Genomic DNA, 15,815 nt, shown 5'->3' with positions numbered 1-15,815 from the left:
CTTTCGTCAGGACACAAGGATTGCCCTCGCGTGGCCGCGTCACACCCAGCAGTCGAAGGTGGACGCGCCCGGGGGCCCGAGGAGACATACGTGGCCGATCAAGCCCCGCCGGAAGATGTACAGAATTCGAACACGGGAAGTGCAAAAGGTGGCGCCGAGGTAGCCCCGACGTTCCCGGACCGCCTGCGCGTGCACGCGCTGGCGAAGATCATCGGGGTGACCAGCAAGCAAGTGCTGGCCAAGCTCGGCGAACTCGGTATCGAGGCCCGCAGCGCACAGTCCAGCCTCGGCCGCGACGTCGCCCAGACGGTCCACGCCTCGTTCGCAGAGCCGGCAGCGGTGACGCCCGCTGCTGTGGAACCCGCTGCTGTAGCACCCGAGGCGGTAGAGGCGCAGGTCGCCGAGCCGGACGTCGCAGAGCCGGACGTCGCAGAGCCGGACGTCGCTGAGCCTCGGTCCGCGCAGACCTTGTTCTCGACCGACGTGCCCGCCGAGAGCGCTGCGGCCGACGCTGCTGCAACCGACACTGCGGCTCCGGTGGCACGTCCGACTTTCTCCGGACCTCTCTTCCTCCAGCCCGAGGCCGTAGCCGAACCTCCTCGTGCGCGGCGTCGGAGCAAGAAGGCAGCTGGCCCCGCGGCGGACTCGTCGGCAGCAGACGCGAACCCGAACGCAGCGGACACGCAGGCAGTGACCGCGACTGCAGACGCCTCGACCGAGGAGTCCGAGGGCACCCGCCCCCAGGCAACCGACTCGCCGGACAGCAAGCCCGCTTCCGCAGACGCAGGCATCGACGAAACGCCGTCCGACGCGACCTCCTCCGTGGACACCTCGTCGGAGGACGGTTCCGACGACGGGGATGCCGACGACGACAACTCTCAGCCGCGTCGCCGCCGTCGTGGACGCCGAGGTCGCGGCCGTGGACGTGGTGACCAGGCCGGCGACAGCAGCCCGGACGACTCCAGCTCGAACGACGCCGATGACCAGGGTGCCGGCGATCAGGGCGCCGACTCGGATGCCGATGACGTCGCGGCTCCGTCCGAGCCCTCGGGGTCGGACAGTGACACCGACAGCAGTGACTCGGAGGACGAATCCACCGAGGATGACACCGCCGAGGACTCGAAGCCGACCGGTGAACGGCGCTCGCGTCGGCGTAGCAGGTCACGTGGCGGCGCCAAGTCCGCCGACGACGCATCGGCCGAGTCGGGTGACGACGATGTGCAGGACAACGGCGACGCGTCGGCCGAGTCCGACTCCGACGATTCGGACGACGAGCAGGATGCAGCCGACGGTTCGAGCCGCCGCAGGCGTCGTCGCCGTCGTCGCCGCAGTTCCGGTGACGCGTCGTCGGACACGGCATCGTCCGAGGACGACCCGCCCAACACCGTGGTTCACGAGCGTGAGCCGCGCACCAAGTCCCGCAACAAGGACGAAGTTCAGGGCATCACCGGATCGACGCGGCTCGAAGCGAAGCGCCAGCGTCGACGCGACGGACGCGACGCCGGCCGTCGCCGTCCGCCGATCCTGACCGAATCCGAGTTCCTGGCTCGTCGCGAATCCGTGGACCGCGTGATGGTGGTTCGCGAGAAGTCCTTCCCGGATCACGGCGACACCACACAGGTGGCCGTTCTCGAGGACGGCGTGCTGGTGGAGCACTTCGTCACCAGCAGTGCGTCGGCGTCGATGGTCGGCAACGTGTACCTCGGACGCGTCCAGAACGTGCTGCCGAGCATGGAAGCCGCGTTCATCGACATCGGCCGTGGCCGCAACGGTGTGCTCTACGCAGGCGAGGTCAACTGGGACGCCGCCGGTCTGGGAGGCAACTCCCGCAAGATCGAGCAGGCACTCAAGCCGGGCGATCAAGTCCTGGTGCAGGTCAGCAAGGACCCGGTGGGGCACAAGGGTGCCCGGCTCACGACGCAGCTGTCGCTGGCCGGTCGCTACCTCGTGTACGTGCCCGGCGGCAGCTCGACCGGCATCAGCCGCAAGCTTCCGGACACCGAACGCAAGCGTCTGAAGGAAATTCTCCGCGACATCGTCCCGTCCGAGGCAGGCGTCATCATCCGCACGGCTGCGGAGGGTGTCAGCGAGGAAGAGTTGGCTCGCGACGTGTCGCGGCTGCAGGCGCAGTGGGCATCCATCGAGGAAGCATCGGCGAAGGCCGAGTCCGGCAAGGGCAGCCAGCCGCAGACGCTCTACGAAGAGCCCGATCTGCTGGTGAAGGTCATCCGCGACCTGTTTAACGAGGACTTCGTCAAGCTCGTCATCGAAGGTGACAAGGCATGGTCGACAACGTCGACCTACATCGAAACCGTCGCCGCCGACATGCTACCCAAGCTCGAGCGCCACGTCGCCGAACCAGGTCAGCCCGACGTGTTCGAGGCCCACCGAATCGACGAGCAGCTCGCGAAGGCACTCGATCGCAAGGTGTGGCTCCCGTCCGGCGGCACCCTGGTGATCGACCGCACCGAAGCGATGACCGTGGTGGACGTCAACACCGGCAAGTTCACCGGCGCGGGCGGAAACCTCGAAGAGACGGTCACCCGCAACAACCTCGAAGCAGCCGAGGAAGTCGTCCGGCAGATGCGCCTCCGTGACATCGGCGGCATGATCGTCGTCGACTTCATCGACATGGTGCTCGAACAGAACCGTGACCTCGTTCTGCGTCGACTGACCGAAGCTCTCGGTCGCGACCGAACACGCCATCAGGTGTCCGAGGTGACGTCGCTGGGTCTCGTCCAGATGACACGCAAGAAGCTCGGAACCGGTCTGGTCGAGGCTTTCTCGACGACCTGTGAGCACTGCCAGGGCCGCGGAATCATCGTGCATCCGTTCCCGGTGGAGGCCAAGCCCGACGACGGTGCACGCTCGGGCTCCTCACGAGGGGACTCCGGTTCGCAGCGCAAGCGTCGTGGACGCGACAAGTCCGACAACGCCGGTTCCAACGGCAACGCCGGTTCCAACGGCAACGCCGGTTCCACCGGCAACGGCACGGGGAATGGCCACTCCCACGGCTCCGATCACTCCGAACCCACGGCTGAGCCTGCCGTCAAGCGAGCCCATCCGGTCGCCCTGGCAATGGCAGCGCACCACGACGAAGTCGTCGCCGACGTCACACCCGCCGACGTGGTGGAACACGACGCATCGGCGTCGACGGAGAACAAGGTCATCGACGCCTCGGACGTCGCCGCCGTACAGGGCAACGACGACGCATCGGTATCGGACGTAGCGGTGTCGGACGCAGCGGTATCGGACGTAGCGGTATCGGACGCATCGGTGTCGGACGCAGGGGCTCTGCAGGAGTCCCAGTCGAACGGCACGGAAGCGGCACCCACCGGCTCGTCCCGTCGAGGTGGACGCGGTGCACGCCGAAAGGCGTCGCGACCCACTGCATCGGCAGTAGTCGAAGACACAGGCGCAGCCGAAGCAGCAGAGTCGACCACGCACGTGGATGCCGAGACTCCGTCATCGGAAGCGGCAACGGATCGTCCCGCTGCCGAAGAGGCTGCGCCCGAACCTGCTGTCGCCGAGTCGGTTGCAGCGGACGAACCCGCAGCGTCCGAGGCTCCGGTCAAGGCCAAGCGCGGACGGCGAGTGGCTCGCAAGGCTGCAGCACCGACCGAGACCGGACCGGACGCGGGAGCAGTCTTCGTGATCTCGGCAACGTCGGACGGTACGGACGCTGCGGACGAGCCTGCGCCGGAACCGGTGACGACGCCTGCATTCGCCCAGGTGGATGCAGGGGACGTGCCGGAAGAACTGCCGGTGGCTCGGCCGCGGCGCCGCCGCAGTGCAGCACGACCGGCGGGTCCTCCCGTAGACGCATAGGGAACAGGGGACGGGCGGTTTGACCATGGCCGCCCGTCTGCCGTAACCTTGATAAGTCGCTCCCGGCGACACCGTTCTGCTGTGCCCTGGCTCCGTTCGCGGAAGGCAGGAGCGTTGATCGGGATAGATGCCGGGATGTTTGAAAGCAAGAACAAAGTAAGATCAGACCAGTCGTGTTGCCGTGGGCAGCGCGAGCAAGTTCGAAGAAGCAAGGGGTAGCCCTCCGATGGCAACGTACGCGATCGTCAAGACCGGCGGAAAGCAGTACAAGGTCGCTGTTGGTGACCTCGTCAAGGTCGAGAAGATCGAGGGAGCGCCCGGCACTGCTGTCTCGCTTGCTCCGGTCCTCGTCGTTGACGGTTCCGACCTGACCACAGATGCAGAGAAGCTGGCGAAGATCTCCGTCGCCGGCGAGATCGTCGAGCACACCAAGGGCCCGAAGATCCGCATCCACAAGTTCAAGAACAAGACCGGATACCACAAGCGTCAGGGACACAGGCAGAAGCTGACCGTCCTCAAGGTCACCGGTATCAAGTAACCAGTTCTTCTCAGCCGGTTTCTCACAGGGCGCCGGCGATCTTCTTACCCGAGGAGGGTACGCAACATGGCACATAAGAAGGGTGCATCCAGCTCCCGTAACGGTCGCGACTCGAATGCACAGCGCCTCGGCGTCAAGCGTTTCGGTGGCCAGACGGTCAGCGCAGGCGAGATCCTGGTTCGTCAGCGCGGCACGCACTTCCACCCCGGTGTCGGAGTCGGCCGTGGTGGCGACGACACACTGTTCGCACTGTCCGCAGGTGCCGTCGAGTTCGGCGCCAAGCGTGGACGCAAGACCGTGAACATCGTTCCGGTCGCAGTCGAGGCCTAGTCTCCGCTGCACCATCCGCGCCCGGGGATCGCACGCGATCCGCACGGCGCACCCCACGATCTACGACGAGGGCGGACCAGGGTCTAAGACACCCGGTCCGCCCTTATCGCGTTCGTGGGGCACAGACATTCGGTCACCTGACCGAGGAAGGATCGAAGGCAGCCATGTCACGATTCATAGACCGCGTGGTGCTGCACGTCAGCGCCGGTAAAGGCGGCAACGGCTGCGCTTCGGTTCATCGCGAGAAGTTCAAACCGCTCGGCGGACCCGACGGCGGCAACGGTGGACGCGGCGGCGGAGTTATCTTCGTCGTGGACAGCAGTGTGCACACGCTGCTCGACTTCCACTTCCACTCGCACGCCAAGGCCAGCAACGGAACCCAGGGCATGGGTGGCAACCGAGAGGGCGCCAACGGCGAGGATCTGATTCTGAAGGTGCCCGACGGTACCGTCGTCCTGGACAAGGACGGCCGCATTCTCGCGGACATGATCGGTGAGGGCACTCGATTCGACGCTGCGCCCGGCGGCCGGGGCGGACTCGGCAACGCAGCGCTGTCGTCCAAAGCCCGTAAGGCTCCCGGCTTCGCCCTCCTCGGTGAGGAAGGCGTCGAGCGCGACCTGGTGCTCGAGCTCAAATCCGTCGCGGACATCGGACTCGTCGGCTTTCCGTCCGCCGGTAAATCATCTCTCGTGTCGGTGCTGTCGGCCGCCAAGCCGAAGATCGCGGACTACCCGTTCACGACACTCGTGCCGAACCTGGGTGTCGTGTCCAGCGGTGACACGACCTACACCGTCGCCGACGTTCCTGGTCTGATTCCCGGAGCCAGCCAGGGCAAGGGGCTCGGTCTCGACTTCCTCCGGCACCTGGAGCGGACAGCGGTGCTCGCTCACGTGGTCGACTGCGCGACACTGGATCCCGGTCGCGATCCGGTCTCGGACGTCGACGCGCTGGAAGCCGAACTCGCTGCCTACAAGCCCGCGCTGCTCGGTGATGCGAGCCTGGGTGACCTGGCCGACCGTCCCCGCATCGTCGTGCTCAACAAGGCCGACATCCCGGAGGCTGCCGAGCTCGCCGAGATGGTGACCCCCGAGTTCGAGGCGCGCGGTTGGCCGGTGTTCACGATCTCGGCTGTGAGCCGAGAAGGATTGAAGCCCTTGATCTTCGCTCTGGCGAAGATGGTCGAGGAGTACCGGGTGGCGCACCCGCCTGCAGAGCCTCGTCGTGCAGTGATCCGTCCAGTGGCACGCAACGAGGACGGCTTCGAGGTCGTCAAGGATCCCGACGTGCCCGGCGGTTTCCTGGTGCTCGGTACACGACCCGAACGGTGGGTCGCGCAGACACAGTTCAGCAACGACGAGGCCGTGGGCTACCTCGCCGACAGGTTGGCACGTCTCGGCGTCGAGGACGCGTTGATCAAACTCGGAGCGGAGCCGGGCGCATCGGTCACCATCGGTGACGTCACGTTCGACTGGGAACCGCAGACTTCCGCCGGCGTCGACATCGTCCGCACCGGACGTGGCACCGACGCACGGCTCGATCAGGTCGAGCGCATCAGCGCGGACGAACGTAAGCACGCTCGTCGAGTCCGGCGTGGGCTCGACCCCGAAGAGTGAGGGAACGTGAGCGCTGAATCCGATTCTGCGTCAAGGGTATCGGCGACGAGAAGCACCATCGCGGGCGCCAAGCGCATCGTCGTCAAGATCGGATCCTCGGCGCTGACGTCCCTGGTCGGCGGCCTCGACGTCACGCGTCTCGATGCGTTGGCGGAAGCCGTCGAGACTCGTATGCGTGCCGGGACCGACGTGATCGTCGTGTCGTCCGGTGCCATCGGAGCCGGAATTGCGCCGCTCGGATTGACCAAGCGGCCACGAGACCTCGCGACCAAACAGGCTGCGGCCAGTGTCGGCCAGCTCGCGTTGGCGCATGCGTGGGGCACGTCGTTCGGACGTTTCGGTCGTACCGTCGGGCAGGTACTGCTGACGGCCGAGGACATCGCCAGACGCACCAATCACCGAAACGCGCAACGTACGTTGGACCGGTTGCGCTCGCTCGGAGCGGTCGCCGTGGTGAACGAGAACGACACGGTCGCCACCGCCGAGATCCGATTCGGTGACAACGATCGGCTGGCAGCCCTCGTCGCGCACCTGTCGGGAGCAGACGCACTGGTTCTGCTGTCCGACGTCGACGGTCTGTACGACGGCGACCCGCGCAAGGGCGACGCGACGCTCATCCCCGAGGTCGACAGCCCGGAAGACCTGGACGGAGTGGTTGCAGGATCCGGAGGAGCACTCGGCACGGGCGGAATGGCCTCCAAATTGTCCGCTGCGCGACTCGCAGCCGATGCTGGTGTGCCGGTCCTGCTTGCCGCTGCGTCCGACGCGAACGACGCACTCACCGATGCGGGAGTCGGAACGGCCTTCGCTGCCCGGCCGATCCGACTGTCGTCACGGAAGTTCTGGGTCCGGCACGCCGCGGATGTCGACGGCGACCTGCACCTCGACGCGGGCGCCGTGCGTGCCGTCGTCGAACTCAGGCGCTCGCTGCTGTCCGCCGGCATCGTCGGTATCACCGGCAACTTCCACGGAGGCGACGTCGTTGCACTGCGCAATCCCGCTGGAGCCGTCGTCGCCAGGGGAGTAGTGGCGTACGACGCGTCCGAGTTGTCCGGCATGCTCGGGAAGTCGAGCTCCGACCTGGCTCCCGAACTCCAGCGGCCAGTGGTTCACGCCGACGACCTGGTGTCCGTGGAGCTGTAGCGGACTCGGGGATTCATTCGAGCGGTGAGGAGCGCCAGGGGCCGGTTGTGGTTGTGGTCAGTGCGTTGGCGGCAGCGCGTCGAGCAGTCCGGTGAGAGTTTCCGAGCACCCGGCAGCGCTGACGATCGATGCGAATTCGTCGCCGCGGGTGGATCCACGGTTGACCACGACGATGGGGATGCCTGCTTTCGCGGCGCGGCGGACGAACCGCAGGCCCGACATCACCGTGAGAGACGACCCGAGTACGAGAAGTGCGTCCGCCGAGTCGACGAGGTCGAACGCTTCCGCGACTCGAGGCTTGGGGACACTCTCCCCGAAGTACACGATGTCCGGTTTCAGCACACCACCGCACGCCTCGCAGTCCACCATGCGGAAGTGGGCGGTGCTGGAGATGACAGCATCGGCGTCGGGGGCGATTTCCACGCCGTCGGCCGGCGCGACGCTGGCGAGAAAGCCGGGGTTTCGCGTTTCGAGGCGACGGGCCAGTGTGTACCTGGACACGAGCCGTCCGCAGTCGAGGCACGTCACGCGGGCGTAGACACCATGTAGGTCGATGACCCGTCGGCTGCCTGCCTTGGTGTGCAGCATGTCCACGTTCTGGGTGATGACGCCGGAAACGTTTCCGCGACGCTCCAGGGCCGCGAGAGCTCGGTGGCCGCGGTTGGGTTGCGCAGCGTCCATGTGTCGCCAGCCGACGTGGTTGCGTGCCCAGTAGTGACGGCGAAACTCGTCGTCGCCGACGAACTGCTGGAAGGTCATCGGGTTGCGCGGCGGAGAGTCCGGGCCCCGGTAATCGGGAATCCCGGAATCGGTGGACATACCTGCGCCCGACACGACGGCGACCCGCTTGCCGGTCAGCAGCTCGACGATGTCGTCGAGCCGGCTGGCAGAGGGGGCTGCGCGGACTGTCGTTGCCACGTTCTCCAGGTTAGCGCTCAGTATCCCTGCGTCGAGTCGATGCGCGCGGCAAGCGTCTCACCTGCGACGAAGCGCGCGACGTTGGATGCGACGTGGTCGGCGTAGGCAGCGTGACGTAGCGCGGTCGGGTTCGAGTCGTGCGGAGTGACGATCGCGTTCGGCAACGTCCACAGAGGATGGCCGTCGGGCAGCGGCTCGGGGTCGGTGACATCGAGGCCTGCGCCACCGATGGTCCGGGCAGTGAGGGCGTCGACCAGAGCATCGGTGTCCACGAGTGACCCACGTGCCACGTTGATCAGCCAGGAATGCTTCTGCAGCCGAGCCAGTTCCTGCGCGCCGACGAGGTGGCGGGTGGCCGGTGTCGCCGGTGCAGCGATCACGACGTGGTCGGTGCCGGGCCACACATCGGCCAGAGCGGTGACGGGCAACGTGCGCACTGCACCCGGCACGGGTCGGCCCGAGCGGTTCACCGCGACGACCTCCGCCCCGAGCGCGGTGAGCGGCGGGATCAACGCCCGGCCGATTCCGCCTGCTCCGAGGATCGTGACCGTCGACCCGCGCAGCGTGCCGACCTTGCTCAGAAATCGCTCCTGCTGCCAGGAGCGGGCTTCGAGGTGCTCGGGCAGAGCACGCACGCCCGCGAGCAGTAGTGCAAGAGCGTGTTCGGCGACGGTGGCAGCGTAGGCGCCCGCAGCGGAGGTGAACAGAACCGAAGAATGGGCGTCGAACACTCCGGCCTCGAACCACGCTTCGACACCCGCGGACGGCAGCTGCACCCACTCGACGGTCGACGGCAGAGCCGTCGGAAACCTCGACGGCCCCTCGGTCCAGACTAGGCCCGACGCGTCGGCCAGAGGCGCAACAACGGCTCCACCCCGCTCGATCGCAGAAACCGTGATGCGGTCCTCTTCGGGTCCGACGGCAACAGCATTCGAGCGGGGTGGAGTCATGAGAACAAACTTTATGCGGGAACTTCCACGAGCGGATAGACACCGTTCTCGTCGTGGGTCTCGTTGCCGACTACCGGCGGGTTGAACACACACAACATGCGCATCTGGGTGCGCGGCTCGACGGTGTGGCGCTCGTTGCCGTTCAGCAGGTACATCGATCCCGGACCGAGTTCGTACGTTTCGCCGGTCTCGCGATCGGTCAACGTGCCTTCACCCTCGATGAGCCAGACGGCCTCGATGTGGTTGGCGTAGTGGAAGTTGTTCACCGTGCCGGCCTGAATGGTGGTCTCGTGGAACGAGAAACCGACCTTGTCGCCGCCCAGGACGATGCGCTTGCTGCGCCAGTTGCCGTCCTCGCTCGAGATGTCGCGATCGGTCCCGGTGATTTCCTCGGTGGTACGCACGATCATGTGTTGTCTCCCTTCGACGAATGTGCAGCTCGATGGTGTGCAGCAGGATCGGATCCTGCTGGATCAGGAGCACACCTTGGCAGTAGCACCTGCGATGATGTCCAGTCCGCGATCGAGTTCTTCGACGGTCGTGGTCAGCGGCGGAAGCAGCTTGACGACCTCGTCGGACGGACCTGCGGTCTCGACGAGCAGTCCTTCGTCGTAGCAGAGTGCAGCGACCTTGCCTGCCTTCTCCGGCTCGTCGAACACGAGCGCTTGGACCATGCCGCGACCGCGGGTGGACACCCCGTCGTACTTGGCGCACAGCTTGATGAAGTTGTCCTGGATGTGCTCGCCCTTGGCGAGAACTTCCTTCTCGAACTTGTCGTCGGACCAGTAGGTGTCGATGGCCGTCTTCGAGGTGACGAACGACGGGTTGAAACCCCGGAAGGTGCCGTTGTGCTCACCCGGCGCCCACACGTCGAGCTCAGGCTTGAAGAGGGTGAGTGCCATGGGCATTCCGTAGCCGCCGATGGACTTCGACAGCGTGACGATGTCCGGGACGATGCCCGCCTCTTCGAAGGAGAAGAACTGGCCGGTGCGGCCGCACCCCATCTGGACGTCGTCGACGATCAGCAGGATCTCGCGGCGCGAGCACAGCTCGGCCAGTGCACGAAGCCATTCCGGACGAGCGACGTTGATGCCGCCTTCACCCTGGATGGTTTCGACGATGACTGCTGCCGGACGGTTGAATCCGCTGCCGGAGTCGTCGAGGACACGCTCGAACCACTGGAAGTCCTCGGTGACACCGCCGAAGTAGTTGTCGTACGGCATCGGGGTGGTGTGCACCAGCGGAATTCCGGCGCCGGCTCGCTTCATCGAGTTGCCGGTGACCGACAACGCGCCGAGTGTCATGCCGTGGAAAGCGTTGGTGAAGTTGATGATCGACTCACGTCCGGTCACCTTGCGGGCGAGCTTCAGAGCTGCCTCGACGGTGTTGGCGCCTGTGGGGCCGGGGAACTGAACCTTGTAGTCGAGTCCGCGCGGGTCAAGGATGTTCTTCTTGAACGACTCGAGGAACTCGCGCTTGGCGACGGTGGACATGTCCAGCCCGTGCGTGATGCCGTCACTCTGGATGTAATCCACCAGAGCGTCCTTGAGGATCTGGTTGTTGTGGCCGTAGTTCAGTGCGCCTGCGCCACCGAAGAAGTCGAGGTACTCGCGGCCGTTCTCGTCCACGAGGGTCGAGTTCTTCGCGGTCTTGAACACAGCGGGCCACTGACGGCTGTAGCTGCGGACGGCGGACTCGACTGTCTCGAAGACGTCGGGCTTCTCTGTGGTAACAATCTTTTCGGTCATGTTCTGCTTGTTCCTTTCGTTTGCGCGCACGGCGGCGGGGCCTACGGTGTAGAGCTCCTCGGCCTCGTGGCTATCAGGGAAATCATTGGGCGCGAACAGATCTGATTTTCCAATGTCGGTCCCTCGTGTTCGAGCGAGGGCCGTGAACAGTGCGATCGAGGCCTCGTTGTCGGGGCTGATCGTGGTTTCCAGGTGTGTGATGCCCTGGGGGGTGAGGCGATCGAGCAGTTCGTTCAACATACGACCGGCGAGACCTTTGCCTCGTTGATCGGCATCGACCGCAACCTGCCACACGAAAAACGTTGTGGGGGAGTCTTGCCGGATGTAGCCGGTGACGAAACCAACTGCTCTGCCGCCGACATCCGACACGACGGATGTTGCAGCAAAGTCCCTGCACCACAGGATGTACGAGTAGCTCGAGTTGAGATCGAGCACTCTCGAATCTCTTGCGATCTCCCAGAGCCGGACTCCGTCGGAAATCTTTGGACTACGAAACTTCACTGCGTCCGGCGCAGTGATTGAGGTCGCTCTCAGCTGTGCGGGCTTCATAGGAAATACAAACGTAACAAGGTGGCCATGGCATTTCATGTACCCCGGGAAATTGACGCTCTAAACCACCTTGCTTCCCCAGGTTAGAGCGTGATTGTGACGCTGGTCACAAATGTGTGATTCAGGGTAACGGCGAGCAGTTTCGGCTCCGATAACCTTCCGCCGATCCACAGTCTGGACTTAGTGTCCTCGGGGCGTCTACTTGGGGGTGGCAAGAGCGAACGGGAGCACGGCGTCCGCTCCGGCCCTACGCAGGGCGTCGGCGGCGCAGGTGAACGTCCATCCGGTGTCGGTCACGAGGTCGACCAGCAGTATCGGCCCGTCGACGCTGTCGAGGTCCGGGATGTCCCAGGAGTCCACGAGCCCCGCGACCCGAAAGGCCGAGTTGGAGGCCGTCACCACCGGATGATCTGGCCGTTGACCGAGAACTCCCAGGTCGGTGAGCCGGCCGATCCGTGCGAGCTCGCTCGCCACGGACCTGACGAGTACCGGGTGCGACGCGGATTCGAGGGCCAGGACAGCCGTCGGGCGGACCTTCCAATCCCACGATGCGAGGACCTTGATGCATCCATCGACCAACGACGACGGCGCTGCCTCGTCCGGACCGTCGAGGACGGAACGCAGGCGGTTTCCCCAGACGAGGTCGGTCAACCTTCCCAGGACGCGACCGGGTTCGTGCCCGTCGGTGATCTTTCCCGACAGTGAGACGCCGAGCTTCTTCATTCCGCTCGGCCACTGCTTGCGCGGGGGAAGGTCGAGTCCCGGGCGGTCCAACCTGCTGCGAGCCTGATCGACAGCAGCCTGTTCGACCTGTGCAGAGTAAGACTGGCCTGTGCAATTGTCGCATCGGCCACATCGGGACGGAGTGTCCGTCAGGTCCGGGTCGTCGAGTTGGCGCCGGAGGAAATCCATGCGACAGCCGTCGGTGCGTTGGTAGTCGACCATGGCCTGCTGTTCGGAGTCGCGAGCCTGTTCGAGCCGCTCGTAGCGCTCGGCGTCGTACGTCCACGGCTCGCCGGTCGCGATCCATCCACCACGAACACGCTGTACCGCGCCGTCGACGTCGAGGATCTTGAGGACCATCTCCAATCGACTGCGATTCAAGTCGACCAACGGTTCGAGGGCCGGTGTCGATTGAGGCTTCACCGGATCGAGAGTCTCGATCACCTGCCTGACGACGTGTTCCCGCGGAAACGCAACCGACGCGAAGTAACTCCAGATCTGCTTGTCCTCGTGACCGGGAAGCAGGATCACCTCGGCGCGATCGGTGCCGCGGCCTGCACGCCCGACCTGCTGGTAGTACGAGATAGGAGATGAAGGGGCACCCATGTGCACGACGAAACCGAGGTCCGGTTTGTCGAATCCCATCCCGAGGGCCGAGGTCGCGATCAGAGCTTTGACGTCGTTGTTCAGCAGGTCGGTCTCGAGCGACTCGCGTTCCGTCGTGTCGGTCTGGCCGGTGTACGCGGCAACGGCGAGGCCCTGATCGGACAGCAACGCGGCGAGGTCCTTGGCTGCGGAGACCGTCAGGGTGTAGATGATCCCGGAACCGGGCAGTTGCGCGAGATGCGACGCGAGCCACGCCGCTCGCTCGGTCGAGTTCTCGATCTGCACGACCGACAGATGCAGTGATTCCCGTTCGAGGCCTCCGCGCAGCACGAGGGTGTCACCGCCGCCGACTCCCAACTGTGCGGCGACGTCCGACACCACTCTGTCGTTGGCGGTCGCGGTGGTGGCCAGAACCGGAATTCCCTCTCTCAGTTCGGAGATCAAGGTCCTGATGCGACGGTAGTCCGGCCGGAAATCATGACCCCAGTCCGACACGCAGTGGGCCTCGTCGACGACGACCAGGCCCGCGTCGCCGGCCAGCGACGGTAGAACCTGATCGCGGAAGTCCGGGTTGTTCAGGCGCTCCGGGCTGACCAGCAGAACGTCCAGTCTGCCCGCTGCGACGTCGGCGTGGATGTCTTCCCACTCGGTCATGTTTCCGGAGTTGATGGTCGCGGCCTTCACTCCCGCACGCTCCGCCGAGGCGACCTGGTTGCGCATCAGTGCCAGCAACGGCGAGACGATGACCGTCGGGCCGAGGCCTTGTTCCCGAAGCAACTTCGCCGCGATGAAGTACACCGCCGACTTTCCCCACCCGGTTCGCTGGACGACCAGTGCGCGGCGTCGACCGACCACGAGTGCCTCGATGGCGACCCACTGATCCTCGCGCAGGCTCGCACCGTCCCCCGCGAGCTCGCGGAGCAGGCGCTCGGCGTCGGCGCGCAGGTCTGTCGGCGTGTGCGATGCGGTTGTCATGGCACCATCGTGCCGCACCGGTGTGACAAGGAACGACCGGACGAGGGTCGATACTCTTCTGCAGAAGGTGGTACGAGGAGGCGACATGGGCGACGGCGGAGGCCGCGATTCCGGCGGGGATCCTGGAGAGCGCGAAACGACGTCGACGCGTCCGTTGCATTCGAGCATGTCGGCGCTGGCGTCGGTCTTCGTCGGCGGCGTCGTGGGAACACTCGCCCGTGTCGGTGTGGAGGAGGCGCTGCCGCACCGGCCTTCCGGGTGGCCGGTGGCAACCTTCGTGATCAACATCGTCGGAGCGTTCGTCCTCGGCCTCGTGCTGGAGAACTTGGCGAGGCGTGGACCGGATATCGGTGTGCGGCAACGAGTACGTCTGCTCGCGGGGACGGGGTTCTGCGGGGCGTTCACCACCTACAGCACGTTCGCGCTGGAAGCGGTGCTGCTGACTCGTGACGGACACTGGTCCACCGCATCGGCTTACGGGGCCGGGACCGTGGTCCTCGGCGGCGTCGCTGCCTGGGCGGGCATCGTCGCCGGAGCAGCCGGTCACCGCCGAAGGAGTGCTCGGTGATCGTCGTCCTCGTCGCTCTTGCGGGCGCACTCGGTGCGGTGACGCGGTTCGCCGTCGATTCGTGGTTCAGGAGTCGATTTCCGCGATCGGGGATTCCGTGGGCGATTGCGGCCATCAACGTCTCGGGTTCTCTCGTGCTCGGCCTTCTCGCGGGACTCGTTGTGTTGCAGGATGGTTCGACGGATCTTCAAGCTGTGATCGGAACCGGGTTCTGCGGCGGATACACCACGTTCAGCACCGCGAGTGTCGATACCGTCCGGCTCGTCCGCTCCGGGAAGCATGCGAAGGCCATCGGCTACGCCGTCGGCACGCTCGTGCTGTCGGTTGCGGCGTGTGCCGCGGGATTCGGGCTCGCCGGGCTTGCCTGACGGCCCGTAGCCAGGCTCATTCCTGTCCGACGCCTCGAATGTCCGTGCGTGTTCCCGACGAGGAACCGGCGCCCCGTCGCGTGGCTGCGAAAGCGCCTGCGGCACAGGCCCACCGGATTGCGTCGTCGGGGCCTGAGGACCACTCGGCGGCGAGCGCCCCGGTGAACGCGTCGCCTGCTCCCGTGGTGTCGATCGCGTCGACCGTGGGCGAGCGGAAGTCCGATGCCGACTCGGGGCCGCGGTAGTGGGCGCCTCGCGCGCCGAGCGTGGTGACGACGTGCGGCACTCGGGAGACGACGTGGGCCAACTCCCGTGCCTCGGCTTCGTTGACGACGAGAACGTCGACGGCCTCGACGAGCTCGTCCGGCAGGTCCTGCGCAGGGGAGGGATTGAGTAGAACGAGAGTGCCGTGGTCGCGCGCGTGTGTAGCACCCTCGACGACGGTCTCCAGCGGGATCTCGAGTTGACACATGAGGATGTCGGCCCCCGCGATGGCGTCACGCTCGGCGTCGGACAGGGCGATCAGTGACGAGTTTGCGCCCGCGACGACGACGATCGTGTTCTCGCCGTCACCGTCCACGGATATCGAGGCGACGCCGCTCGGTCCGTCGACGTGGCGGACCAGGGATGTGTCGATGCCGGCCTCGGTCAGAGTGTCGATCAGATCCTGGCCGAACGCGTCGGAGCCGACGGCCCCGAGGAAGGTCGTGTCGGCACCCGAGCGTGCGGCCGCCAACGCCTGGTTTGCGCCCTTGCCTCCTTGCGAGGCTGCGAAGGTGGTGCCGAGCAGGGTCTCACCCGGCTGAGGCAGCCGCGGCGTGAACGTCGTGAGGTCCATGTTGATGCTGCCGAGGACGGCAACACGGGTCGTTGGCATGAGCCGACGATATCCGCGACGTCCGAAGCCCAGCGAGGCGATTGGTTGCAGATTGTTGACAATCTGCAAATCCTGAACCAC

At 65.7% G+C, this 15,815-nt stretch carries 13 protein-coding genes and 1 pseudogene; 7 read left to right on the top strand and 7 right to left on the bottom strand.

Going from position 1 to position 15,815, the window contains the following annotated elements; all coding sequences use genetic code 11:
- Positions 1–90 precede the first annotated feature (90 nt).
- The 5 genes from CH290_RS14745 (at position 91) to proB (ending at position 7,452) form a co-directional block, all read left to right on the top strand.
- On the top strand, positions 91–3,828 hold the full coding sequence (locus CH290_RS14745; RefSeq protein WP_033190438.1) for a translation initiation factor IF-2 N-terminal domain-containing protein: 3,738 nt from the start codon (positions 91–93) through the stop codon (positions 3,826–3,828).
- 226 nt (positions 3,829–4,054) lie between these two features.
- Complete coding sequence (gene rplU / locus CH290_RS14740) at positions 4,055–4,366, top strand: 50S ribosomal protein L21 (protein ID WP_019664723.1); 312 nt, start codon at positions 4,055–4,057, stop codon at positions 4,364–4,366.
- A gap of 66 nt (positions 4,367–4,432) precedes the next feature.
- Entirely contained in the window at positions 4,433–4,696 is a 264-nt protein-coding gene (gene rpmA / locus CH290_RS14735; RefSeq protein WP_019664722.1) for a 50S ribosomal protein L27, read from the top strand.
- A gap of 164 nt (positions 4,697–4,860) precedes the next feature.
- Positions 4,861–6,309, top strand: a complete 1,449-nt coding sequence (gene obgE / locus CH290_RS14730) for a GTPase ObgE (protein WP_033190439.1) — start codon at positions 4,861–4,863, stop codon at positions 6,307–6,309.
- 6 nt (positions 6,310–6,315) lie between these two features.
- Complete coding sequence (gene proB, locus CH290_RS14725) at positions 6,316–7,452, top strand: glutamate 5-kinase (RefSeq protein WP_019664720.1); 1,137 nt, start codon at positions 6,316–6,318, stop codon at positions 7,450–7,452.
- A 57-nt stretch (positions 7,453–7,509) separates the two neighbouring features.
- Here the strand turns inward: proB and CH290_RS14720 are convergent, their stop codons facing one another.
- From CH290_RS14720 to CH290_RS14700, 6 genes and pseudogenes are all read right to left on the bottom strand, one after another.
- A complete protein-coding gene (locus CH290_RS14720; protein ID WP_033190440.1) occupies positions 7,510–8,370 on the bottom strand; it encodes an NAD-dependent protein deacetylase in 861 nt (286 codons plus the stop codon).
- 17 nt (positions 8,371–8,387) lie between these two features.
- Complete coding sequence (locus CH290_RS14715) at positions 8,388–9,320, bottom strand: D-isomer specific 2-hydroxyacid dehydrogenase family protein (protein ID WP_019664718.1); 933 nt, start codon at positions 9,318–9,320, stop codon at positions 8,388–8,390.
- Positions 9,321–9,331: 11 nt separating this feature from the next.
- Positions 9,332–9,730, bottom strand: a complete 399-nt coding sequence (locus CH290_RS14710; protein WP_019664717.1) for an ectoine synthase — start codon at positions 9,728–9,730, stop codon at positions 9,332–9,334.
- 63 nt (positions 9,731–9,793) lie between these two features.
- Entirely contained in the window at positions 9,794–11,068 is a 1,275-nt protein-coding gene (gene ectB / locus CH290_RS14705; protein WP_230593924.1) for a diaminobutyrate--2-oxoglutarate transaminase, read from the bottom strand.
- A 48-nt stretch (positions 11,069–11,116) separates the two neighbouring features.
- Positions 11,117–11,617, bottom strand: a pseudogene (ectA, locus tag CH290_RS30720) (diaminobutyrate acetyltransferase); the annotation flags it as partial.
- Positions 11,618–11,815: 198 nt separating this feature from the next.
- Positions 11,816–13,921, bottom strand: a complete 2,106-nt coding sequence (locus CH290_RS14700; protein ID WP_033190621.1) for a RecQ family ATP-dependent DNA helicase — start codon at positions 13,919–13,921, stop codon at positions 11,816–11,818.
- An 85-nt stretch (positions 13,922–14,006) separates the two neighbouring features.
- On the opposite strand from CH290_RS14700, the gene CH290_RS14695 reads away from it, so the two are divergent.
- Together CH290_RS14695 and crcB are read left to right on the top strand one after the other, a co-directional pair.
- On the top strand, positions 14,007–14,489 hold the full coding sequence (locus tag CH290_RS14695; protein WP_033190442.1) for a fluoride efflux transporter FluC: 483 nt from the start codon (positions 14,007–14,009) through the stop codon (positions 14,487–14,489).
- Complete coding sequence (crcB, locus tag CH290_RS14690) at positions 14,486–14,857, top strand: fluoride efflux transporter CrcB (protein ID WP_033190443.1); 372 nt, start codon at positions 14,486–14,488, stop codon at positions 14,855–14,857. Before CH290_RS14695 ends, crcB begins: the two co-directional genes overlap by 4 nt.
- Positions 14,858–14,873: 16 nt before the next feature.
- Here crcB and CH290_RS14685 read toward each other — a convergent pair whose 3' ends face one another.
- Complete coding sequence (locus CH290_RS14685) at positions 14,874–15,734, bottom strand: ribokinase (RefSeq protein WP_033190622.1); 861 nt, start codon at positions 15,732–15,734, stop codon at positions 14,874–14,876.
- Positions 15,735–15,815 lie beyond the last annotated feature (81 nt).

The sequence above is a fragment of the Rhodococcus sp. 06-156-4 genome (assembly GCF_002259345.1).
In the GTDB taxonomy this organism is placed as follows: Bacteria; Actinomycetota; Actinomycetes; order Mycobacteriales; family Mycobacteriaceae; genus Rhodococcoides; species Rhodococcoides fascians_E.
Note: the sequence above shows the minus strand (reverse complement) of the source record. Positions and strands in the feature narration are given on the sequence as shown.